The sequence below is a fragment of the Nonomuraea sp. MTCD27 genome, from assembly GCF_041950495.1.
Lineage (GTDB): Bacteria > Actinomycetota > Actinomycetes > Streptosporangiales > Streptosporangiaceae > Nonomuraea.
This window is the reverse complement of the sequence record NZ_JBGNUW010000011.1, coordinates 163,711-186,865: the sequence shown is the minus strand read 5'-3', so window position 1 is coordinate 186,865 and position 23,155 is coordinate 163,711. Positions and strand designations below refer to the sequence as shown.

The window sequence follows — 23,155 nt, the reverse complement described above, 5'->3', positions numbered from 1 at the left end:
ACGCGGAGCGGCCGGGAACGGTTCAGCCCGGTTTTCCGGATCGCCGCTGATCGCCGGGAAACCGGCTCAGTAGCTGGGCGGGGTCGCCGCGATCAGGAAGTCGACCGGCTCCTCGCCCGGGTTGAGGTAGCGGTGGGGGAGCGAGGAGTCGAAGTAGCAGCTGTCGCCCTCCTCCAGCAGGTGCTCGGCCCCGGCCACCTCCACGACCAGCCGCCCCCGCAGGACGAGCACGCACTCCTCGGACGGATGCGCCCACGGCTCGGCCGCCGACGACCCGCCGGGCTCCAGCCGGCCCTCCAGGACCTCCAGCCGCCCGTGCCCGGGGGAGACCCGGGTGTAGGCGACCCCGCCGGTCGGGGACCGGACCAGCATGCGCTTGTCCTGGCGCACCACGGCCACGGCGGCCGCGTCGGGCTCCTGGAACAGGCTGAACAGCGGCAGCTCCAGCACCTTGGCGATCTTCCTGAGCGTCTCCAGGCTCGGGTCGGCCAGGTCGCGCTCGACCTGGCTGATCAACCCCCCGGACACGCCCGCCGCCGCGGCGAGCTGGGCGAGGGTCAACCCCCGTTCGGTGCGGAGCTTCCGGATCCTGGCGCCAATCACCCGGAGATCCTACCGGGCGTTAATGACGTTAAACTCTTATTGACCTGGTTAAAAGGTGCCCGATAGTGTGCCCGAAATGTCGTGCATGTTGAACGCCACCCAGTTCCGGGCCGAGTTCCCCTCCCTGGCCGACTCCGTGCACCTGGCGAGCTGCAGCCAGGGCGCACTGTCGTCGCGGCTCGCGTACGCGCTCCAGGAGATCGGCCACTCGCTGCGCGCCGAGGGCGCCCCCTGGGAGACCTGGATGGGGCAGGTCGGCCGGGCCAGGGAACGCTTCGCCCGGCTCATCGGCGCCGAGGCCGGCGAGGTGGCCGTGCTCTCGTGCGCGTCGGAGGCCGCCTTCCAGGCCGCCGCGTCGCTCGACTGGTCGCGCCGTCCCGGCATCGTCACCAACGACCTGGAGTTCCCGTCGATCGCGCACGTCTGGCTGGCCCAGCGCCAGCGCGGCGCCGAGGTGCGGGTGGCCGCCGACACCGGCGAGAACGTGCCGGCCGAGAGCTACGAGCAGGTCATCGACGAGAGCGTCAACCTGGTCTCCGTGCCGCTGCACAGCTACCGCAACGGCGCCCGCCTGCCCGTCGAGGACGTCGTACGGCTGGCGCACGACCGGGGCGCCCGCGTGTTCGTGGACGCCTACCAGGGCGCCGGCGTCGTCCCGATCGACGTCAAGCGGCTCGGCTGCGACTACCTGGCGTCCGGGTCGCTCAAATACCTGCTCGGCCTGCCCGGGATCGCGTTCCTGTACGTCCGGGGCGGCATGGAGCAGCAGCGCGAGCCCGAGCTGACCGGCTGGTTCGGGCGTACGCAGCCGTTCGCCTTCGATCCCCGGCTGCTCGACTTCCCCGGCGACGCCCGGCGCTTCGAGACCGGCACGCCGCCCATCCCGTCCGCCTACGCGGCCAACGCCGGGTTCGACCTTGTCGAGCGGGTCGATCCGCACGCCGTACAGGAGCATGTGTCCGCCCTGGTCGAGGAGCTGGCCGAGCGGCTGACGGCGGACGGTGAGCGGGTGGTGAGCCCCGCCGGGGCGCGCGGCCCGCAGGTCGCCATCGCCGACGACGACCCGAACGCGCTGGCCGCCAGGCTGGCCGAGCGCCGCATCTGGACGGCTCCGCGCGGCGACCTGCTGCGGCTGTCGTTCCACTACTACAACGACCGGTCCGACGTGGACGCGGCCGTCGAAGCCGTCAGGGCCTGCCGCAGGACCTGACCACCCCCTGGGAAGAGGTCTTCCGTGGACAACGAATCCGGGCTGCAACGCCGGCTGACCGGGCGCCAGCTCACCATGATCGGGCTCGGCGGCGCGATCGGCACCGGGCTGTTCCTCGGCTCCAGCCTGGCGATCTCCCAGGCCGGCCCGGCCACCATCGTGGCCTACGTCATCTGCGCGGGCGTGGCGCTGGTGATCGGCTGGGCGCTGGCCGAGATGGTGGTGGTCCATCCGGAGGCGGGCGCGTTCGGGGTGATCGCCCACCGCTATCTGGGGCCGTGGGCCGGGTTCGTGGTCCGGTGGACGTACTGGACGATCCAGGTCATCGCCATCGGTGGCGAGGTCATCGCGGCCGGGATCTACGTGCAGTTCTGGTGGCCGTCGCTGCCGCTGTGGCTGCCGGTCACCGTCTTCTCGGCCGTCGTGCTGGTCACGAACGCCGCCGCGGTCAAGCTGTTCGGGGAGGTCGAGTACTGGTTCGCGATGATCAAGGTGGTGGCCATCATCGTGTTCATCCTGCTCGGCGTGCTCCTGGTGACCGTCGGCCTGCCCGGCGCGGACGCCACCGGCGTCTCCAACCTCACCGCGCACGGCGGCTTCCTGCCCAACGGGACGAGCGGGCTGTTCCTGGCCATGGTGTTCGTGCTGTTCAGCTACATCGGCACCGAGGCCGTCTCGGTCACCGCCGCCGAGTCGGAGAACCCGGTGCGCGACATCCCGCGCGCCGCCCGCCGCATGGTCACCCGCCTGGCGCTGTTCTACGTGCTCGCCATCGCGATCGTCCTCACCGTGGCGCCGTGGACCACCACCGCCCAGGGCGGCTCGGTCACCGAGAGCCCGTTCGTCCGCGTGTTCTCGGCCGCCGGCATCCCCGCCGCGGCGACCGTCATGAACCTCGTCGTGCTGACCGCCGCCCTGTCCAGCGCCAACACCAACCTCTACCTGACCACCAGGATGATGCACTCGCTGGCCGCCAACCGGTACGCCCCCGCCTGGACCGGCCGCCTCAGCGCCTCCGGCGTGCCGCGCAACGCCCTCGCCCTCTCGGCGCTCGGCCTGGCGCTGGCCGCGATCGTCTCGGCGGCCAGCGAGAGCGGGGCCTATCTCGCGCTGTTCGGGGTCTCTGTGTTCGGGGCGCTGGTGGTGTGGCTGCTGATCCTGGTGACGCACCACGCCTTCCGCCGCACCCGCGCCGCCCAGGGGCTGCCGCCGTCGCCGGTCCGGCTCTGGGCCGCGCCCGCCACCTCCGGGGTGGTGATGCTCTTCCTCGCCGCCGTCCTGGTGTCGCCGCTGTTCATCGAGCCGCTGCGGCCGGCGTGGTGGGCCGGGGTGCCGTTCTTCGTGATCATCAGTGTGGTGTACTTCGCCATCTCCCGCCAGAGGGTCGCGCGCGGACGAACGGCGGCGGTGGGCGATGATGATCAGGAAAGAGCAGGAGCCTGACGGGAGTCATTCCATGCAGATCGGCGTCGTCTTCCCCCAGACCGAGCTCGGCGGCGACGCGGGCGCCGTGCGCGCCTACGGGCAGGGGGTCCAGGAGCTCGGTTACCGGCACGTGATGGCCTTCGACCACGTCCTCGGCGCCGACCCGGCGGTCCACCGAGGCTGGGACGGCCCCTACGACGTGCGCACGACCTTCCACGAGCCGATGGTCATGTTCGGCTATCTGGCCGGGGTGACCTCGCTGGAACTCGTCACCAGCATCATCATCCTGCCCCAGCGGCAGACCGCCCTGGCGGCCAAGCAGGCGGCGGAGGTCGACCTGCTGACCGGCGGCCGGTTCCGGCTGGGCGTGGGGCTGGGCTGGAACCGGGTCGAGTACGAAGCCCTCGGCCAGGACTTCGCCACCCGGGGCAGGCGCATGGAGGAGCAGGTCGAGCTGATGCGCCGGCTGTGGACCGAGCCGTCGGTCACGTTCGAGGGCACCTTCGACCGGGTGACGGGAGCGGGGCTGGCACCGCTCCCCGTGCAGCGGCCGATCCCCGTGTGGTTCGGCGCGCAGTCGCCGGCGGCCTACCGGCGGGCCGGCCGCCTGGCCGACGGATGGTTCCCGCAGTTCGCCCCCGGCCACGAGCTCGACGAGGCCAAGGCCATGGTCGAGGAGGCCGCCAGGCAGGCCGGACGCGACCCCTCCACGCTCGGCATGGAGGGCCGCGTCAACTGGCGGGGCGGCGAGGACGAGCTGGACGGGCTGGCCCGCGGCTGGAGGGAGGCCGGGGCCACGCACATCGCCGTCAACACCATGCGGGCGGGCCTGCGCTCGGTGGAGGAGCACCTCGCCGCCCTGGAGACCGCCGCCGAGGTCCTCGGCCTGCACAAGGAGGCCCCGCGCCCGGAAGCCCCGCGCCCGGAAGCCCCGCGCCCGGAAGCCCCGCGCAGGGGCTAGGACGTCACGCGGAAGGTGGCGTCGGCGCGGCCCTGCGCGTCGGTGATGGGATCGAGCCTGAGCAGGTAGTCGTAGTGGCGGACGTACCGGTCGGGGTAGTTGTACGACTGGAACGACGCCCATGACGTGGTGGCCAGCCCCGGAACCTGGCGGAAGGTCGCGTCGGCCGCGAAGGTGGCGGTGCCGTCGTCGGGGGCCAGCACGAAGTCGAAGCCGTAGTGGCGCAGGTAGTAGCCGGGGAAGTTCACCGAGGCGAAGGAGACGTGGCCGGAGCTGTTCGCCAGGCCGGGCACCAGCCGGAACTGGGCGTCCTGGGCCGGGCTGACGTTCGCGTCGATGCGCACGTCGAGGTCGGCGTGGCGGACGTAGCGGTCCTGGAAGTTGTACGACTGGATCCGGTTGATCGGCACGGCGGCGCCCCAGCGGCCGAGCACCCGGCCCTCCTCGGCGGCGGTCAGGTTGAGGATGGAGCCGTGGCGCTTGCGGTTGCCGCCCATCCCGTAGTCGGTACGGGTGCGGAAGTTCTGCGTGCTGCCCAGGTTCGTCGAGGTGATGGGCATGTAGCCGCGCCCGGTGGCGAACTGGTCGAGCCAGAGTGCCCACTCGTTCCGGCCGTTGAACTGCGCCCACATCGGCCCCTCCACGACGTTGCCGCCGCCGGTGCCGTTGGAGATGCCCATGTGCGACAGGTTCCCGAGGGCCGTCCAGGAGCCGAGGATCGAGTCGGCGGCCTCGATGGTGATGTGTCCGTCCGCCGAGGCCCGGTAGTAGCGGTAGCCGCCGACGCTGGTGGGCACCTCGATGATCTGGGTGTCGATGAGGCCCTGCGTGCCGCCGCGCTCGATGTAGAGCTGCGGGGCGGTGAAGGTGCGGAAGTCGCCGGTGCGGACGTACCAGATGCGGTGCTTGGTGACGCCGTTGCGGGCCGAGTTGGTCGCCCAGTAGAGCACGTAGTCGCCGGTCGCGGGGTTGTAGACGGCCTCGGGCGCCCAGGCGTTGCCGGCGCCGGGGATGCCGCCGGCGACGTTGATCAGCCACGGGGCCGACCAGTTCACCAGGTCGCGTGACTCCCACACGACGAGCGAGGTGCTGCCCCGGTTGGCGGCGTCGCTCCACGACGTGCCGCTCGCGATGCGCAGGTCGGTCGCGACGATCCAGTAGCGGTCGCCGGCGGGGGAGCGGACGAGGGCCGGGTCGCGGACGCCGCGCGTGCCGACCGTGGAGCGCAGGACCAGCTGACCGTTGTTCAGGTCGGTCCAGCGCAGCCCGTCGTCGCTGTGGGCGAGGTAGATCTGCTCGCCGTTCGCCGACTCCCCGGTGAAGTGCGCCATCAGGTAGCCGGTGAACGGTTCGAGGGCGGCCGCCCGCTTCGGGGCGGTGACGGACAACGACGCGAACAGCAGGCAGGCGGCGGCGAGGACCGCGCTCACCCGTAACCAGGCTCTGGACATCTTCGGACTGCCTTCCGACATTGGCTGTTAGCGCTAACATCTCGGCGCGGAAACACGCGGCACGTCATCGCGGTCAAGGCGGGTGTTCACCTCGGCGCCACCTCAGTGTGATCGCGCACACCAGGTCGGTCAACACCGGAGATCAGGTGTGACAGGCACTCCGGCCTCCGGCTCCGCAGCGACCCGATCACCGGCGCGCACCGCCGCTCCGACGCCACGTTCCAGGTCACGTACGGAAGGGGTGATCGGATCGACGCGCGGCCCGCGGTGGCATGACACGGGCCCGCGCGGGCAGGGGGAGGCCCATGACAAGGGTGTGGGGACCGTAGTGGCGTTGCTGGGATTGCGGGCACCCGCTCCCGTCTCGGGCGCCGTCGAGCTGGCGACCGGGGTGGCGGGCTGGTTGCTGGGCGGGGGCCGCGAGGCTCGGGACGTGTGGGAGCGCCCGGGACGGCTGCACATCGAGACGCATGGCGTGCACGGCCCGGGCGGCGCCCGGGTGGCCCGCCGGGTGGAGCGCGCGCTGGAGCGGCATCCGGGGGTGTTGTGGGCGCGGGTGAACGCCCCGGCGTGCCGGGTCGTGGTGGCCGTGGGCGACCCGCCGCCGCTCCGTCGCGAGCTGGTGGCCCTGGTGGCGCACGCCGAGTCGGCTCCGGCCAGCGTCGAGGAGGAGGTCGCCGAGGAGGAGCTGCACCACCCGGCCGAGGGGCCGGCGCGCACCCAGGTGCTGCCGAACCTGGCGGTCGACTCGGCCGCGCTGGTCCTGTCCGGGCTCACGCGGGTGGCGCCGTGGGCGCCGTTGCCGACCGAGCTGGCGGGCCTGCTCTCGGCCGTCTCGCTGCACCCGCGCCTGCGTGAGCTGGCCGCCGAGCGGCTGCACGGGCAGGAGCGGGCGGAGTCGCTGGTGTCCATGGCCGCCGGTCTGGCCCATGCGATGGCGGCGGGCGGTTCCGGCGTGGTGCTGGACGTGGCGCAGCGGATCGGGGAGTGGCGCGAGGCCCGTGCCGACCAGCAGGCGTGGCAGGAGGCCGAGCCGCGGCTGATCCGCGGACCCGACGACGCGGCGGCCGACCCGGTCGTGGTCGAACGCCCGTGCGCGCTGCCGGACGGGCCGGTGGAGAGGTACCAGCGGCGCGTCCTGGCCGCCGGGGCGGCCGCGATGCCCGTGGCCACGCCGCTGGTCGGGTGGCGGCGCGCGGCGGCGGTGGGGCTCGCCACGCTGCCCAAGGCGAGCGAGGCGGGACGGGTGGCCTTCGCCTCTCATCTGGGGCGGGTGCTGGCGCGCAACGGAGCGCTGGTGATGGACCGTTCGGCGCTGCGGCTGCTCGGCCGGGTGGACACGCTCGTGCTGGACGATGCCGTGCTGCGTACGGGGCGCTGGGAGCTGACCGACCTGATCCCGCTGGCCGGTGCGGACGCCGGGGAGGTGGCCGAGGTCGGCTTCGCGTTGTTCGCGCCCGACGGCGACGTGCGGGCCGTGCGCCGCGACGGCGAATGGGTCCTGGGCCCGGTCGAGGACCTGGAGCTGCGCGGCCGTACCGGGGCCCGGCAGCGCAAGCGGCTGGCCGGGACCGGCGCCGAGGTGGTCCTGGGCCTGGCCCGCGGCGGGAGGCTGGAAGCGGTGCTGGCGGCCGAGCAGGAGACGGCGCCCGGCCTGGACGGGGTCGTCGCCGCGGCCCGCCGCGCCCGGCTGCGGATCGTGCTGGCCACCGACGAGCAGCGGCCCGCGCGCGGCGGTCACGCCGACGTCGTGGTGGAACGCCGGCGCGGGCTGTCGGCCGCGGTGCGCGAGATCCAGGCGGCGGGCGGGGCGGTCATGCTGATCTCGGGGGAGCGGCGGGCGCTCGGAGCGGCGGACTGCGGGCTGGGCGTGCACAGGGACGGCGAGGTGCCGCCGTGGGGCGCGCACGTCCTGGTCGGATCGGAGCTGGGCACCGCGGTCCTGCTGGTGGAGGCCGTGGCGGCGGCACGGTCCGTGGATCGCGACGGCATCGTGCTGTCACAGGCGGCCACCGGCATCGGCGCGGCCTCGGCCCTCCAGGGCGGTTCCGCGCGGCCGTCGGTACGCAGCCTGCGCGCGGTCAACATCGGCGCCGCGCTGGCCTTCGCCGACGGCGCCTGGCGGGCTCACCACCTGCACACGCAGACACCCGCCCGCGCCGTCGCCCGTACCCCGTGGCACCTGATGCCGGCCGAGGCCGTGCTGCGCCGCCTGGGCGCCGGCGAAGAGGGGCTGAGCAGCGAGGAGGCGCGGCAGAGGTGGCGGGCGGGCGGTCGTCTGGAGCCGCTGGGCAGCAGCCTGGGCGCGGCGTTCATGGAGGAGCTGGCCAACCCGCTGACTCCCGTCCTGGCCGGCGGGGCGGCGCTGAGCGCGGTCGTCGGCTCGCTGGTGGACGCCGGCCTGGTCGCCGGGATCACCGGGGTCTCCGCGCTGACCGGGGCCGCGCAACGCGTACGCACCAACCGGGCTCTGGCCGACCTGCTGGCCCGCTCGGCCGTCGGGGCCACCGTCCGCCGCGACGGCATCGAGCAGGTCGTCACCGCCGAGCAGCTCGTCCCCGGAGACGTGGTGCTGCTCGGCCCCGGCGACGTCGTCCCCGCCGACTGCCGGCTGCTGCGCGCCGACGGGGTGGAGGCCGACGAGTCGTCACTGACCGGGGAGTCGCTGTCGGCGGCCAAGGACGTCGCCCCGGTCATCGCCGCGGAGCTCGCCGATCGCCGGTCGATGTTGTACGAGGGCACGACGCTGGCAGCCGGCCGGGCCGTGGCGGTCGTCGTGGCGACCGGCGCCGACACCGAGGTCGGCCGCAGCATGGCCGCCGCCCGCCAGAGCGCCCCGGTGACCGGCGTCGAACAGCACCTGCGCCGCTTCACCCGGCACAGCCTGCCGGTGGCACTGGGTTCGGCCGCGGCCGTGACCGGAGCGGGGCTGCTGCACGGCGTGCCGGTGCGCGACAGCCTGAGCGCGGCGGTCAACCTGGCCATCGCGTCGGTGCCCGAGGGCCTGCCGTTCCTGGTCAACGCCGCTCAGCTGTCGGCCGCCCGCCGCCTGGCCGATCTCGGCGCGCTGGTGCGCAACCCGCGTACCATCGAGGCCCTCGGCCGGGTGGACGTGCTGTGCTTCGACAAGACCGGCACTCTCACCGAGGGCCGGCTCGCGGTGCGCGAGGTCCACGACGGCACCCGTGCCAGCCCCGTACGGTCGCTGGACGACTCCTGCCGCACGGTGGTGGCCGCGGCGCTGCGGGCCAGCCCGGACGCCCGGCACCCGGAGGACCTGGCCCATCAGACCGACCGCGCCGTCGTCGAGTGCGCCCGCCGCGCGCGGATCCGGCCGGGCACCGGCGCCCGCGGCTGGCGGAAGACCCTCGCCCTGCCGTTCGAGCCCTCGCGCGGCTTCCACGCCACCCTCGGCCGCGCCGGCGGGCAGGTGCTGCTCAGCGTCAAGGGCGCCCCCGAGGTCGTGCTGTCGCGCTGCGGCCGGCACCGGACCGGCGGGCGGGAACGCGAGATGACCGACGGCGACCACACCGCCCTGACCGAGCTGGCCGAACGGCTCGCCGGCGCCGGTCACCGCGTGCTCGCCGTGGCCGAACGCCGCATGCCCGCCACCCAGGAAGGGGTCGACGAGGACACCGTCCGCGACCTGACCTTCCTCGGCTTCCTCGCCCTCGCCGACCCGGTACGCACCAGCGCCGCCCCCGCGGCGGCCCGCCTGCACGAGGCGGGCGTGCGCACCGTCATGATCACCGGAGACCACCCCGCCACGGCCGACGCGATTGCGGCCACCGTGCACCCCGGCGCCATCCCCAACCACGTCCTCACCGGAGCGGAGATCGACGAGCTCGACGACGCCGCGCTGGACAAGCGGCTGCCCGAGGTGAACGTCATCGCCCGCTGCAGCCCGGCGCAGAAGGTCCGCATCATCCAGGCCTACCAGCGGCTGGGCAAGGTGGTCGCGATGACCGGCGACGGCGCCAACGACGCCCCGGCCATCCGGCTGGCCGACGTCGGCATCGCGCTCGGCCGCCGCGGCACCCCCGCCGCGCAGGCCGCCGCCGACCTCGTCGTCTCCGACGACCGCCTGGAGACCATCATCGCGGCGCTGGTCGAGGGGCGGGCCATGTGGTCGTCCGTCCGGCACGCCCTGGGCATCCTGCTCGGCGGCAACCTCGGGGAGATCGCCTTCACCGTCCTGGGCACGGCCCTGACCGGGCGGTCCCCGCTGAACGCCCGCCAGCTGCTGCTGGTCAACCTGCTCACCGATCTCGCCCCCGCGCTGGCGATCGCGCTGCGGCCGCCCAGCGAGCACGACGTCGCGCACCTGCTGCGCGAGGGCCCCGACATGTCCCTCGGCGAGGCCCTCACCCAGGAGATGTACAACCGGGCGCTGGCCACCGCGGCGGGAGCGGGCAGCGCGTGGCTGGCGGCCCGGTTCACCGGACGGTCCCGCCGCGCCTCGACCGTGGCGCTGGCCGCGCTGGTCGGCAGCCAGCTGGGCCAGACCCTGCTGACCGGCGGCCTCGACCGCAACGTCCTGGTCGCCGGCCTGGGCTCGGCCGCCCTGCTCACCGCCGTCATCCAGACGCCCTTCGTGAGCGGCTTCTTCGGCTGCACGCCGCTCGGGCCCATCGGCTGGAGCATCGCCCTCAGCAGTGCCACCGCCGGGAGCGTGCTGGGCGCCGCCCTCAGCCGCTGGCCCCTGGATCCGCCAGGTTGGTGGCCCGGCTCCGACTGAGCCGTTCGAAGACGAGCTGGGGGCGGTGGACGGCGCGCACGCCGTACACCTCGGAGATCAGCTCGGGGGTGAGGACCTGGCCGGGCGGACCGCCGGCCAGGATGCGGCCGGCGCTCATGACGTAGAGGCGGTCGCAGAACGCGGCGGCCTGGTTGAGGTCGTGCAGGACGGCCAGGGTGGCGAGGCCCAGCTCGGTGCCGAGCTCGCGGACCAGGTGCAGGATCTCCAGCTGGTGGTGGACGTCCAGGTGGGAGGTGGGCTCGTCGAGCAGGAGCAGGCGGGTCTCCTGCACCAGGGCGCGGGCGACGAGGGCGCGCTGCTTCTCGCCGCCGGACAGGGTGGCGTAGACGCGGTCCGCCGCGCCGGCGAGGCCGACGCGGTCCAGGGCCCGCGCGCACCGCTCCGCGTCCGCCACGGCATCGGGTTTGTACGGCGTGCGCCCCATGAGCACGACCTCCCCGACCGTGAAGTCGAGCTCGGCGGGCGTTTCCTGGGCCACCACGGCGGTTCGCCGGGCGGACTCCCGCCAGGGCAGGCCGTGCGCGTCGTCGCCGTCCACCCGGATGAGCCCCGCCGAGGGACGCAGCGCCCGGTAGATCGTCCGCAAGAGGGTGGACTTGCCGCAGCCGTTCGGGCCCACCAGGGCGACGAACTCGCCGTCGTCCACCAGCAGGTCGGCCTCGTGGACGATCGGGCGGCCGTCGAGGTGCACGGCGACGCCGCGCAGGTCGAGCCTCATGCGACGGTCACCGCCCGGTCCACCGAGCGGCGGCGCAGCAGCCACAGGAAGAACGGCACGCCGAACAGCGCGGTGACGATGCTGAGCGCCAGCTCCTGCGGCGCGTTGACGACCCGGGCGGCGACGTCCACGAGCTGCAGGAACGCCGCGCCGAGCAGCGCCGTGACCGGGAGCACCCGGCGGTGGTCGGCCCCGGTGAGCAGCCGGGCCGCGTGCGGCACGATCAGCCCGACGAACGCGATCGCCCCGCTGGTGGCCACCAGCACGCCGACCAGCAGGGAGGTGAGGACGAAGAGCGTGAGCCGCAGGCGGTGCACGTTCACGCCGAGGGAGACAGCGCTCTCCTCGCCGGCCATGAGCGCGTTGAGCTGACGATGCTGCAGCAGCAGGTAGACCAGGCCCACGGCCAGGACGGCGGCCGGCAGCGGCAGCATGTGCCAGCGGGCCCCGCCGAGGCTGCCCATCAACCAGAACAGCACCTGCTGGGCCGCCCGCCCGCTCTGCGCCTGCTGCAGCACGAAGCTGTAGAGGGCCTGGAAGAGGTAGGCCAGCGCCACCCCGGCCAGCACCAGCCGCGACGGGGTGATCCGGCCCGCCCGCTGAGCCAGCACGTACACCAGCCCCAGAGCGAGGAGCGAGCCGGCGAAGGCGGCCCCCGACAGCGACAGCCCGCCCAGCGCCCCGGCCCCCAGGATCAGCACGAGCACCGCGCCGAAGGACGCGCCGGAGGAGATGCCGAGCAGGAACGGGTCCGCCAGCGGGTTGCGCACCAGGGCCTGCAGCACCGCCCCGACCACCGCCAGCCCGGCCCCGACCAGCAGCGCCAGCAGCGCGCGCGGCAGCCGGAACTCCCACACGATCTGCTCCTGCACCGGCGTCCAGGTACGCGGGACCAGCCCGGGCACCAGGCGGTCGGCGACGATGCCCCAGGCCTGCGGCAACCCGACCCGCACCGCGCCGATGCTCACCGCCAGCCACGTCGAGGCGACCACGGCCACGGCGAGGAGGGCGACGAGCAGCGCGAACCGGCCGCCGCGCCGGTGTGGCCGGCCGGTGTCCACCGGCCTGGCCCGCTGAAGCGCGCTGGTCATCGGGTGAACGCGCCGGGGTGCAGGAAGCGGGCGATGTCCTCGACGGCCAGGAGGTTGCGGTAGCCGGGATGCTGGGCCGCCACCGGCAGAGCGAGCACGCGCCGCTCCTTGGCCGCTGGGCTGTTCCTGGCGATGGCGAGGGTGTCGGCGGTCTTGGCCCGCACGGTCGGCATCGTCTCGCCCCGCAGCGTGGCGTACTCGCTGACCAGGATGGCGTCGGGTTGCGCGGCGCTGACCTGCTCCACGCTGACCTCGGTGTAGTCGCCCTTGACACCGGCCAGCACGTTCACCCCGCCGGCGGCGATGATCATCTGGTTGGTGATGCCGGCGCCGCCGTAGGCGTTGACCGGGCCCTTGCCGCCGTCGGTGGCCAGCACCTTGACCGGCGGCCGACCGGCGACGCGCTCGCGCACGTCGTCCAGCCTGCCGCGCAGGTCGGCGGCCAGCCGGTCGGCGCGGCCGGAGACGCCGAAGATCCTGCCGAGGTTCCGCAGGTCGGTGAGGGTGTCGTCGAGGGTGTACTCGAGCGTCTCCTCAGGGCTGCACCAGCCGCCCAGGATGTACACCGGGGAGCCCGCGGCGTCCAGCTCCGCCACGGTGGCGTAGCCGCCGGCGGCGTCGAAGGCGGCCATCGCGTTGTCCAGGACGAGGTCGGCGCCCTGGGCGAGCATGACCTCCTTCTGCGGCAGCATGATCGTCGGCGAGATCTCCGGGATCCGGTCGTACAGCTCCTTCTGGCCGGGCAGGAACGCGCTCTCGGAGAAGTTCGTCCGCCCGGCGACGCGATCATGCAGGCCGAGGGCGAACAGGGTCTCCAGGGAGGGGTGGTAGCCGGTGACGACCTTGGCGGGCGGCCGGTCGAAGGTGAGGGTGCGCCCGCAGTTGGTGATCGTGACCGGGAAACCCGCCCGCGGCGCCGCATCGGGACCGGTCTCCCGGGTGGTGGCGGGCGTCTGGCCGCAGGCGGTCAGGGTCAGGGCTGCCACCAGGGCCAGGAGCTTTCTCATGAGCCGGCCCCCGCCTTCGGCGGGGCGCTGATGAGCGGCATGGGCAGGGCGGTTCGATCAGAAAGCACCTCCCCATTCTGCACATGAGTCGCAATTGCCACAAAACTGCATCAGGGTGGGGTCAGCATCGGCACCAGGAACTGGCGGGCCACCGCGGCCAGTTGCTCGTCGTCGTCGAGGTCGATGATGTGGCTGGGGGTCGCCAGGAAGGAGGCGGAGACCCGGACCATCATCTCGGCCACGAGGTCGGTGTTCAGGTCGGCGGAGACGTGGCCCGCGTGCTGCTCGCGGCGCAGCTGCCCGGCGACGAACTGGCGCACGGTGGCGAGGGTCCGGCCCCCGTCGGCGACCATGGAGGGCACCAGCAGGTCCGGCTCCGCGGAGATCAGGCCGCCGATCAGCGGGTTGCCCCGGATGGCGCGTAACGAGCTCACGAAGCCCAGGACCACGCGGTCGGCCGGGGTGCCCGCCTGCTCTATGTCGATGAGGAACCGGTCGAAGTAGCGGCGGAACTCGCGGCGTACGACGTGTTCGACCAGCGCGTCCTTCGTGGCGAACCGCCGGTAGACCGTGATCCGCGAGACCTTGGCCCGCCGGGCGACGTCCTCCATGGTGGAGCGCCGGATGCCCATCCGGCAGAACTGGTCGTAAGCCGCGTCGAGTATGCGGGCGCGGAGCTCGTCGGTGTCGTCGACCTGTTCGACGGCATCAAGGTATGCGCGCTCCAGCAACGACTCCGAGTCCGAAGGCGTCATGAGCCCGGACAGCGCAGATTCCACGATCACCTCCTGCAGTTGATTCTGCCTCATGCCCCAACGGCCGCCGGTGCGGTCTTGTGATGCCCCTCACAGTGTGCTCTCATGATGATGATACACAGAAGCGCTACGTGTTTCACCGTATCAACCAGCGCTTCGTCGCTCCGACGAGGAGGCTCCGGCGAGGAGGAGGAACGCAGGCATGGACCGACTCAGCAGGCGCAACGTGCTGAAGGCCGGTGGGGCGCTGGGCGCGCTCGGCGCGCTGGGCGTCGCGGCACCGGCGTACGCGCAGGGACCGTGGACGTGGTCGGCCAAGGGCTCGGTGGCGGGCACCGGGGCCGGCACCGACCCGCGATGGGTGTGGGACGAGGAGGCCGATCCGCTGGTCGCCTCGCTGCTCGACCGGGGTGACGTGCCCAGGGTCAACGAGCTGTTACGTACCTGGACCAAGAACGGCCAGCCGTTACCGGCCGGGCTGCCGGCGGACCTGCGGGACTTCATGGAGCGGGCCCGTCAGCTGCCTTCGTGGGCCGACCACGGCAAGCTCGCGACCGCGTTCAGGTTCAACGAGAAGCGCGGCCTCTACCTCGGCCTCCTGTACGGGCTGGCCAGCGGCATGATGAGCACGGTCATCCCCAAGGAGGCCCTCGCGGTCTACTACTCCCAGGGCGGTGCGGACATGAAGGACCGCATCTCCAAGACCGCCAAGCTCGGCTACGACGTCATGAGCCGGACCGCCTTCCAGCCCGACGGCGAAATGATCGTGACCTGCGTCAAGACCCGGCTCGTGCACGCGGCGGTGCGGCACCTGCTGCCACAGTCCCCGCACTGGTCGGAGGTCGCCGAGGAGGAGATCCCGATCAGCCAGCGGGACATGATGGTCACCTGGCACAGCCTGCCCACGACCGTCATGCAGAAGCTGGTCGCCTGGAGGGTGCCCATCCCCGCCGCCGAGTCCGAGGGCTTCCTGCACTCGTGGCAGCTGACCGCGCACCTGCTCGGCATCAAGGACGAGTACATCCCGGCGTCGTGGGCCGAGGCCAACGCCCAGGCCAGGGAGGTCCTGGAGCCGGTGCTGGCGCCGACGCCCGAGGGCGTCAAGCTGGCCGACATCCTGCTCAACCTCGGCTCCTCGGTCGATGCCGGCATCCTGTCCAAGCCCATACTCGGCGCGTTCACGCGCTTCATGCTCGGCGACCGGATCGCCGGATGGCTGAAGATCCCGAGGGAGCTGGTCTGGGATCCGCTGCTCAAGGTGTCCTGGGGGCCCTTCATCGCCGTCCGCGAGGGGCTGCTGCCGTTCCCGCTGGCGCCGGAGGCGTACTGGCTGTTCGACGAGTTCCTGCGCAAGGCCGCCCTGCTCTTCCTGTCCGAGGCGCAGCCGATCAGGATCGAGATCCCGGACACCAACCGCCCGTCCTGACACGCTGGAAAGGAGTTCGGAGCATGGCGGAGCTGAGCAGACGCAAGATTCTGATCTCGGGCGGGGCCCTGGGCGCGCTCGGGGCGCTGGGGATGGCGGCGCCGGCTGAGGCGCGTCCCCTGACGCCCTGGACCTGGGCGCCGACCGGCTCGGTCGCCGGCTCCGGTGCCGGTGCCGATCCGCGGTGGGTCTGGGACGAGGAGGCCGACCCGCTGGTCGCCTCGCTGATCGATCGCGGCGCGGTGCCCGAGGTCAACCGCCTGCTGTGGGACTGGACCCGCAACGATCAGCCGTTACCCGCCGGGCTGCCGGAGGATCTGCGGTCGTTCATGGAGCGGGCCCGCGAGCTGCCGTCGTGGGCGGACCACGGCAAGCTGGGCACCGCGGCCGAGTTCAACAAGTCCAGGGGGCTCTACCTCAACCTGCTCAACGGCGTCGGCGGCGGCATGCTGAGCACCGCCATCCCCAAGGAGGCCCGCGCGGTCTACTACTCCAAGGGCGGCGCGGACATGGAGGACCGGGTCGCCAAGACGAGCATCCTGGGGTTCGCCGTCGGATCCCTGAACGCCTACCGGCCCGACGGCTCCTGCGTCGTCGAGGCCGTGAAGACCAGGCTGGTGCACGCGGCGGTGCGGCACCTGCTGCGGCAGTCCCCCCACTGGGGCGGCGACATCCCGATCAGCCAGGAGGACATGCTGGTCACCTGGCACACCCTGCCGACCTTCGCGATGCGCAGGATGCGCGAATGGAAGGTGCCGATCACGGCCGCCGAGTCGGAGGCGTACCTGCACGTGTGGCAGGTGACCGCGCACCTGCTCGGCATCAAGGACGAGTACGTCCCCGCCACCTGGGACGCGGCCAACGCTCAGTCGGACCAGATCCTGCCCAGGAACATGGGGCCGACGCCCGAGGGCGTGATCCTGACCGACATCCTGCTGGGCCAGCTCGCCGAGCAGACCAGCCCCGGCAGCATCAGCCGGCCTCTGTGCAACGCGCTGGCCCGCTACCTGGTCGGCAACCAGGTGGCCGACTGGGACGGCATCCGGCGCGAGCCGCTGTGGGACCCGCTGATCGCCACCGCCTGGCCGAAGCTCGTGAAGTTCCGCGAGGGCCTCATCCCGCTGCCGCTGGTGCCCGAGGTCGCCTGGGTCATCGACGAGGCCGCGCGCAAGTACATCCTGTTCTTCCTCACCAAGGGCAAGGAGACCAAGATAGAGATTCCCACGACCAACCGTCCTGGATGAGCTGGACAATGACGGAATCGAATGACGCCATCGCGCGGCGGCGGTTTCTCGGGTACGTTCTCGCGGCTCCGACCCTGGTGGCCGCCGCCGAGCTCGATCCGCCGCCGGCGGCCGCCGACCCGCTGCCCTCGCCGGAGCTCCTGGACCTGCCGGCGCTGCTCGACCTCAACGACCTGATGACCGCGGCGGCGCTGCCGACCTCCGGCCTGATCTCGGTCGAGGTCCACCAGGACGGCACGGTGTCGTTCGCGTTGCCGCGGGCCGAGGTGGGGCAGGGCATCACCACCTCGACGGCCATGCTGATCGCCGAGGAGATGGCCGTGCCGCTGGAACGCGTACGGGTCACCCTGGCCGACGCCCGGCCCGAGCTGGTCTTCAACCAGCTCACCGGCGGATCGAACACGACCATCGCGACCTACACCCCGATCCGGGTCGCCGCCGCCATCGCCCGGGAGCGGCTGCTGGCGGCGGCGGCGACCGAACTCGGCTCGGCGGTCCGCGACCTGACCCTGAAGGCGGGCGTGATCACCGACCGTTCCGGCCGTGGCGTCGGCATCGGCGCCCTCGCCGGCAAGGCCGCGAGCACGCGGACCCGGCAGGTGTCCGTGGCGCTCACGCCGCGCGCGAGCTTCACCGTCATCGGCAGGCCGCACAACCGGATCGACGCGCTGGACGCGGTGACCGGGCGCAAGAAGTTCACGATGGACCTCGACGTCCCGGACGCGAAGCCGACGATGGTGTGCCGCCCGCCGACCATCAACGGCAAGGTCGGCTCGGTGGCCAACCTCGCCGAGGTCCGCACCATGCCGGGCGTCACCGACGCCGTGGTGATCTCCACCGGGGTGGCGGTGCGCGCCGAGACCTTCGGCCAGTGCATCGACGCCGTACGCGCCCTGCGGGTCTCCTGGAGACCCGGCACCGCGGAAGGGAAGTCCGACGCGAGCGTGCTGCGGGAGCTGGAGGCCGCGGAGCTGCCGATCGGGCTCAGACCGCCCACCCCGGTCGTCGAAGGCAAGTTCACCTTCCACTTCCGGAGCAACAGCGCGCTGGAGCCCAACTGCGCGATCGCCGACGTACGGGCCGACCGCGCCGAGATCTGGTCGGCGCTGAAGTCGCCGATCGTCGCCCAGCAGGCCATCGCCGCCCGGCTCGGGCTGCCGCCCGGCCGGATCACCGTGCACGTCGTCGAGGGCGGCGGCTCCTTCGGCCGCAAGCTGTTCTTCGACGCCGCGCTGGAAGCCGCCGAGGCGTCCCGGAAGATCGGCAAACCGGTCAAGCTCATGTGGCACCGCGCCGACGACTCCCGCCAGGGCCGCGCCCACCCGATGGCCACCTCCCGGGTACGCATCGCCTACCTCGGCGACACCGTGCTCAGCTACAAGCAGCGGCACACCGGCGTCTCCACCGACCTCGGCCACGGGCTGGGCGAGATCATCACCGCCCTGGCCGCGCGGCTCCCGGTGGGCGACGTCGGGTTCTCCCAGACGTTCTTCCACCTCAGCCAGGCGACGTCCTACGACTTCGGCGTCACCAGCCGGCTCCTCGCCGAGACGGACAAGGGCTTCAACACCGGCAGCATGCGCAACGTCTACTCGCCCGACGTCACCTGCGCCCGGGAGCTCATGGTCGACCAGCTCGCCGCGCGGATGGGCAAGGACCCCTACCGGTTACGGCACGACTTCCTCCGTGACGCCCGCTCCCGGGCGGTGCTGGCGAAGGTGGCCGAGGCCGGCGGCTGGGGGCGGCCCATGCAGCCGGGCACCGCGCAGGGCATCGCGTTCCACGCCGAGTACAAGTCGGTCAGCGCCGCGCTGGTGGAGATCGACTGCCGCCCGGAGACCGTCAACCGCCCCATCCGCGACGGCGTGACCGGGCCGCGCGTCACCAAGGCCGTCTTCGCCGTGGACGTCGGCCTCGCCGTCAACCCGCGCGGCCTGGAGGCGCAGATGATGGGCGGCATCATGGACGGCATCGCGCTGGCCCTGACCTCCAGCCTGCACCTGCGCGACGGGTATTTCCTCGAGGCGAGCTGGGACAACTACTTCTACACCCGGCAGTGGAACACCCCGCCCGAGCTCCGGATCATCGTCATGCCCAGCACCTCCGAGACACCCGGCGGCGCCGGCGAGCTGGGCGTGGCCGCGTCGATGGCCGCGGTCGCCTGCGCGTACGGCCGCGCGACCGGGACGATGCCCACCAGCTTCCCGATCAACCACGGCACGCTCTCCTTCACCCCCAAACCGACCGTCCCGTCCGTCCCGCCGTCCCCGACCGACGGCCTGGACCCCGCCCGCTGAGTCGAGGAGAGCCGAGTGCCTGAATACACCTTCCGCGTCAACGGGGAGCAGGTCACCGTCGACGTCGCCGCGGACGTGCGCCTGCTGTGGGTGCTGCGCGACCTCCTCGGCATCACCGGGCCGAAGTACGGCTGCGGCATCAACGTCTGCAAGGCCTGCACCAGCCACCTCAACGGCGAGGCGATCAACCCGTGCGCGATCCCCGTCGCGGATCTCCAGCCGGACGACGAGATCACCACCATCGAAGGGCTCGCGGCCACCGCCGGCGCGGACCTGCACCCCATGCAGCAGGCCTGGCTGGACCACGACGTCGCGCAGTGCGGCTACTGCCAGCCCGGCCAGATCATGGCCGCCGTGGCGCTGGTCCGCCGTGCCGCCGCCGAAGGCCGCGGGATCACCGACGCCGACCTCGACGGGCTGCGCAACATCTGCCGCTGCGGCACGTACTTCCGGATCCGCGAAGCCATCAAGGCGGGCGCCGAGAACATGTGAGGCTTTGCCCAGAGATTACGAAACCCGATATGTCGCCTCTTGTTTGGGTAGCTGAAGGTCCTTCGCGAGCTCTCAAGGAGGAACGCGCAATGGGTTTGAGCTATCGAAAGTCCATCAAGCTCGGTCCTTTCCGGCTGAACCTGTCCCGCGGCGGCGTGGGGCACAGCTGGGGCAACCGGCTCTTCCGCGTGACGCGAACCGCGGACGGCCGCCGTACGCTGTCGGTCAACCTGCCCGGCGGCTTCCACTGGCGCAAGAACCTGCGCAACCGCTGACCGGCATCCCCTTCACCTCGTCCCCGGCCCCGGGCAGGGCTCGCCCGCCACGACCCGGCGGCCGCCGGTTGACGGCCGTCTCCCCGAACGCCGGCCCGCGATCTACGAACACAATTGACGAAACATTCTCTTAACAGAGCCTCCTTCCTAGCATCAGAGCCCCGCGCCCGCAGCAGGGCGCGGGGCTGACGAAGGAGGACCACTTACGTGGACACGAGCCAGGCCCCTGGCCGCACCCCCCGGACACCCTTCGGATCCCGATCCCGCCGGCGCGGGCGCATCGCGCTGACCGGCCTGCTCATCGGACCGCTGCTGGCCGCACTCGGCTCGCCCGCGGCCGCGGCGCCCGCCGGCACGATGGTCACCGTGCCCTGCCCGGAGCAGCTCACGGAGCAGGCCACCTGCCACCGCGGGCAGGACCGCAACGGCGCCCACTACATGATCGCCATCCCGGCGGACTGGAACGGGTCGCTGGTCATGCACGCCCACGGCGGCCCCGACCTGACCGAGGCGTCCGACCCCGAGCGCAGCCCCGACGACCTGGCCCGCTGGTCGGTGCTGGTCCGCGAGGGCTACGCCTGGGCGGGCTCGGCCTACCGGCGCGGCGGCTACGGCACCAGGATGGCGGCCGAGGACACCGAGAACCTGCGGCGGCTGTTCGTCGAGAGGTTCGGGCGGCCGCAGCGCACCTACGTCCACGGCCAGTCCTGGGGCGGCAACGTGGCCGCCAAGGTCGCCGAGATCTACGGCCGCCGGCCGGGCTCGCCGTACGACGGGGTGCTGCTGACCAGCGGCGTGCTGGCGGGCGGCTCGCGCGGCTACGACTACCGGGTGGACCTGCGGGTGGTCTACCAGTACTACTGCCGCAACCACCCGCGCCCCACCGAGCCGCAGTATCCGCTGTGGATGGGGCTGCGCGCGGACTCGACGATGACGTCGACCGGCCTGCGCGCCCGGCTGAGCGAGTGCACCGGCCACGACCTCGCACCCGAGGCCCGTACGCCCCTGCAGCAGCGCAACCTCGCCGACATCCTGGCCGTGACCAGGATCCCGGAGCGCACGCTGGAGTCGCATCTGCGGTTCGCCACCTTCACCTTCCGCGACATCGTGCACGAGCGGCTCGGCGGCCGGAACCCGTTCGGCAACCGGGGCGTACGCTACTCCGGCTCCCACGACGACAAGGCGCTCAACGCCGGCGTCGAGCGGTTCTCGCCCGACCCGTCGGCCGTGCGGGACCTGTCCTTCGACAGCGACGTCACCGGGGCGGTCGCCCTGCCCGTGCTCACCATGCACGCGATCGACGACCCCACGGCCTTCGTCGAGCACGAGGCGGCCTACCGCGCCAGCCTGGAGGGCGCCCGCGCCGGCGACCACCTGGTGCAGGCCTTCACCCGGGAGAGCGAGCACAGCGCCCTGAGCGCCTCTGAGTATGCCGCCGCGATGTCGGCGCTGTCCGGGTGGGTGCGCACCGGAGCCAAGCCCACGCCCGAGTCGCTCGCCGCGTCCTGCCCGGCCTTCGACACCGTCTACGGCACCGGCTGCCACTACGATCCCGGCTTCGTACCGGGTGACTACGCCTCCCGCGTGCTGCCACGCCCGGGCGCCCGCCACTGGCCCGCGCTCACGGCGGAGCGGGAACGGGCCCTGGCCCGGCGCGGCGGCGTGGGCATCGCTCCCTGAACCGGGGAGCGTGGGCGGCGGCGCCCGGCTCGCCGCCACCCACGCTCCGAGCCCCGTGCCGCGTTCCGGGGCCGGCTTGCCGCACCGATCCCGCAGAGGTCAGGCCGTGGGGGCGGTCCGGGGCGGGGGCAGGACGCCGGTGCCGGCCAGCCGGTCGCGAGCAGCCGCTATGGCCTCGGGGGTGGTGGCGAACACCTGGCCCGACGCGTCCAGGCGGGCGATGGCGCCCAGGGCGCGCAGCGGCTGCTGATGGCGGTCGCGGATGCCGGAGACGTAGACGGTGATGCCGCGCCGCTCGAGCCGGCCGATGGCGTCGCCGAGGACCATGGCGCCGCTGGCGTCCAGGGCGGTGACCCGGGACATGCGCAGGATGACCACGGACACGTCGGCGACTTCGGACAGCTCCAGCAGGAAGCGGTGCGCGGCGGCGAAGAACAGGGGGCCGTCCAGCCGGTAGGCGACGATGTGCTCGGCCAGCAGGTCGTGCTCCTCCGCGTCGTGGTCGCCGGGGATGTCCGGGCGCAGCGGCATGGGGTCCACGCGGACGTCGCGGGCGATGGCGCGCAGGGCCAGCGCGCCGGCCACGATCAGGCCGAGGATGACCGCGGCGACGAGGTCGAGGGCGAGGGTGGCCAGCGCGGTCAGCGCCAGGACCAGCGCGTCCGCGCGGGTGGAGCGGACCATCGCCCGTACGGAGCCGACCTCGACCATCCGCACGGCGGTGGCCAGCAGCACGCCGGCCAGCGCGGCCAGCGGGATCCGGGCGACCAGGTCGGCGGCGGTGAAGACGATCACGGCCAGGATCGCGGCGTGGGAGAGTGCGGCCAGCCGGGAGGAGGCGCCCGAGCGCACATTGACCGCGGTGCGGGCGATCGCCCCCGTGGCCGGGACGCCGCCGAACATCGGGGCGACCAGGTTGGCCAGGCCCTGGCCGAACAGTTCCCGGTCCGGATGGTGCTTGTGGTTGACGCTCATGCCGTCGGCGACGGCGGCCGACAGCAGCGACTCCAGGGCGGCCAGCGCGGCCACCGCGACGGCGGGAGCGAGCAGCGAGCCGAGGGCGGCGGCGTCGAAGAAGGCCAGCGACGGGGCGCCCAGCCCGGCGGGCAGGCTGTCGATGCGGGCCACCGGCAGGTCGGCGAGTTCGGCGAGCGCGGTGGCGCCGGCCACAGCCAGCAGCGAGAAGGGCACGCCGGGCCGCACGCGGGCCCCCGCCAGCATCAGCGCGGCCACGGCTGCGGCCATGGCCGGCGCCGTCCAGCCCGGGCCGGACGCGAAGTCACGAACGGCCTGCCAGGCCACCGTGACCACCTTGTCCCCTTCCGGGACAGGGACGCCGAGCGCGGCGGGCACCTGCTGCAGAGCGATCACACAGGCGATGCCCAGGGTGAAGCCCTCCACCACCGGCGCCGGAACCAGCGCCATGTACCGGCCGGCCTGGGCCAGCGCCAGAGCCAGCAGTAACACGCCGGCCAGCACGCCGACCGTGAGCACCCCGCCGGGGCCGTGCTCGTTCATGATGGGCACGAGCACCACCGTCATGGCACCGGTCGGCCCGGACACCTGCAGGGCCGAGCCGCCGAACAGCGCGGCCAGCGCCCCGGCCACCACCGCGGTCACCAGCCCGGCCTCGGCGCCGAGACCGGAGGAGATGCCGAACCCGAGCGCCAGCGGCAGCGCCACGATCGCCACGGTGAGCCCGGCCAGCAGATCCCTGCGGGGGTGGCGGCCCATCGCGGCCAGATCGGCGCGCGCGGGCAG

General features: G+C 73.0%; 17 protein-coding genes. 10 read left to right on the top strand and 7 right to left on the bottom strand.

Features of this window, described 5'->3' with window-relative positions:
- Window positions 1-66 precede the first annotated feature (66 nt).
- Window positions 67-603, bottom strand: coding sequence for a helix-turn-helix domain-containing protein (locus ACBJ59_RS30600; RefSeq protein WP_375113667.1), 537 nt, complete (start codon window positions 601-603; stop codon window positions 67-69).
- 76 nt (window positions 604-679) lie between these two features.
- Here ACBJ59_RS30600 and ACBJ59_RS30595 point away from each other — a divergent pair, with 76 nt between their 5' ends.
- From ACBJ59_RS30595 to ACBJ59_RS30585, 3 genes are read left to right on the top strand one after another with little or no spacing between them, the layout of a single operon-like run.
- Complete coding sequence (locus tag ACBJ59_RS30595; protein ID WP_375113666.1) at window positions 680-1,813, top strand: aminotransferase class V-fold PLP-dependent enzyme; 1,134 nt, start codon at window positions 680-682, stop codon at window positions 1,811-1,813.
- A 24-nt stretch (window positions 1,814-1,837) separates the two neighbouring features.
- On the top strand, window positions 1,838-3,256 hold the full coding sequence (locus ACBJ59_RS30590) for an amino acid permease (RefSeq protein WP_375113665.1): 1,419 nt from the start codon (window positions 1,838-1,840) through the stop codon (window positions 3,254-3,256).
- A gap of 13 nt (window positions 3,257-3,269) precedes the next feature.
- Complete coding sequence (locus ACBJ59_RS30585; RefSeq protein ID WP_375113664.1) at window positions 3,270-4,199, top strand: LLM class F420-dependent oxidoreductase; 930 nt, start codon at window positions 3,270-3,272, stop codon at window positions 4,197-4,199.
- On the opposite strand, the gene ACBJ59_RS30580 is transcribed toward ACBJ59_RS30585, so the two are convergent.
- Window positions 4,196-5,629 carry a glycoside hydrolase family 43 protein gene (locus ACBJ59_RS30580; RefSeq protein ID WP_375113663.1) on the bottom strand — a complete coding sequence of 478 codons (1,434 nt, stop codon included), beginning with the start codon at window positions 5,627-5,629 and terminating at the stop codon, window positions 4,196-4,198. The two genes, ACBJ59_RS30585 and ACBJ59_RS30580, sit on opposite strands and share 4 nt — an antisense overlap.
- Before the next feature lie 337 nt (window positions 5,630-5,966).
- On the opposite strand from ACBJ59_RS30580, the gene ACBJ59_RS30575 reads away from it, so the two are divergent.
- A complete protein-coding gene (locus ACBJ59_RS30575; protein WP_375113662.1) occupies window positions 5,967-10,388 on the top strand; it encodes an HAD-IC family P-type ATPase in 4,422 nt (1,473 codons plus the stop codon).
- Here the strand turns inward: ACBJ59_RS30575 and ACBJ59_RS30570 are convergent.
- The 4 genes from ACBJ59_RS30570 to ACBJ59_RS30555 form a co-directional block, all read right to left on the bottom strand.
- Window positions 10,339-11,127, bottom strand: a complete 789-nt coding sequence (locus tag ACBJ59_RS30570; RefSeq protein WP_375113661.1) for an ABC transporter ATP-binding protein — start codon at window positions 11,125-11,127, stop codon at window positions 10,339-10,341. The genes ACBJ59_RS30575 and ACBJ59_RS30570 overlap by 50 nt on opposite strands.
- Window positions 11,124-12,218, bottom strand: a complete 1,095-nt coding sequence (locus tag ACBJ59_RS30565) for a FecCD family ABC transporter permease (protein ID WP_375113660.1) — start codon at window positions 12,216-12,218, stop codon at window positions 11,124-11,126. Before ACBJ59_RS30565 ends, ACBJ59_RS30570 begins: the two co-directional genes overlap by 4 nt.
- Window positions 12,215-13,225 (bottom strand): ABC transporter substrate-binding protein, encoded by a 1,011-nt coding sequence (locus ACBJ59_RS30560; RefSeq protein WP_375113659.1) that lies wholly within the window; start codon window positions 13,223-13,225, stop codon window positions 12,215-12,217. The genes ACBJ59_RS30565 and ACBJ59_RS30560 overlap by 4 nt, the downstream gene beginning before the upstream one ends.
- A 110-nt stretch (window positions 13,226-13,335) precedes the next feature.
- On the bottom strand, window positions 13,336-13,980 hold the full coding sequence (locus tag ACBJ59_RS30555; RefSeq protein WP_375113865.1) for a TetR/AcrR family transcriptional regulator: 645 nt from the start codon (window positions 13,978-13,980) through the stop codon (window positions 13,336-13,338).
- Between the two features lie 202 nt (window positions 13,981-14,182).
- Here ACBJ59_RS30555 and ACBJ59_RS30550 point away from each other — a divergent pair, with 202 nt between their 5' ends.
- The 6 genes from ACBJ59_RS30550 (at window position 14,183) to ACBJ59_RS30525 (ending at window position 21,394) form a co-directional block, all read left to right on the top strand.
- Entirely contained in the window at window positions 14,183-15,406 is a 1,224-nt protein-coding gene (locus tag ACBJ59_RS30550) for an oxygenase MpaB family protein (RefSeq protein WP_375113658.1), read from the top strand.
- Window positions 15,407-15,429: 23 nt separating this feature from the next.
- On the top strand, window positions 15,430-16,650 hold the full coding sequence (locus ACBJ59_RS30545) for an oxygenase MpaB family protein (protein WP_375113657.1): 1,221 nt from the start codon (window positions 15,430-15,432) through the stop codon (window positions 16,648-16,650).
- Window positions 16,651-16,658: 8 nt separating this feature from the next.
- Window positions 16,659-18,947 carry a molybdopterin cofactor-binding domain-containing protein gene (locus ACBJ59_RS30540; protein WP_375113656.1) on the top strand — a complete coding sequence of 763 codons (2,289 nt, stop codon included), beginning with the start codon at window positions 16,659-16,661 and terminating at the stop codon, window positions 18,945-18,947.
- Window positions 18,948-18,962: 15 nt separating this feature from the next.
- A complete protein-coding gene (locus ACBJ59_RS30535; RefSeq protein WP_375113655.1) occupies window positions 18,963-19,439 on the top strand; it encodes a (2Fe-2S)-binding protein in 477 nt (158 codons plus the stop codon).
- A gap of 89 nt (window positions 19,440-19,528) precedes the next feature.
- Window positions 19,529-19,714: a DUF4236 domain-containing protein gene (locus ACBJ59_RS30530; protein ID WP_364117111.1), complete on the top strand. Its 186-nt coding sequence runs from the start codon at window positions 19,529-19,531 to the stop codon at window positions 19,712-19,714.
- Between the two features lie 207 nt (window positions 19,715-19,921).
- Entirely contained in the window at window positions 19,922-21,394 is a 1,473-nt protein-coding gene (locus ACBJ59_RS30525; RefSeq protein WP_375113654.1) for a hypothetical protein, read from the top strand.
- Between the two features lie 99 nt (window positions 21,395-21,493).
- On the opposite strand, the gene ACBJ59_RS30520 is transcribed toward ACBJ59_RS30525, so the two are convergent.
- Complete coding sequence (locus tag ACBJ59_RS30520; RefSeq protein ID WP_375113864.1) at window positions 21,494-23,128, bottom strand: SulP family inorganic anion transporter; 1,635 nt, start codon at window positions 23,126-23,128, stop codon at window positions 21,494-21,496.
- Window positions 23,129-23,155 lie beyond the last annotated feature (27 nt).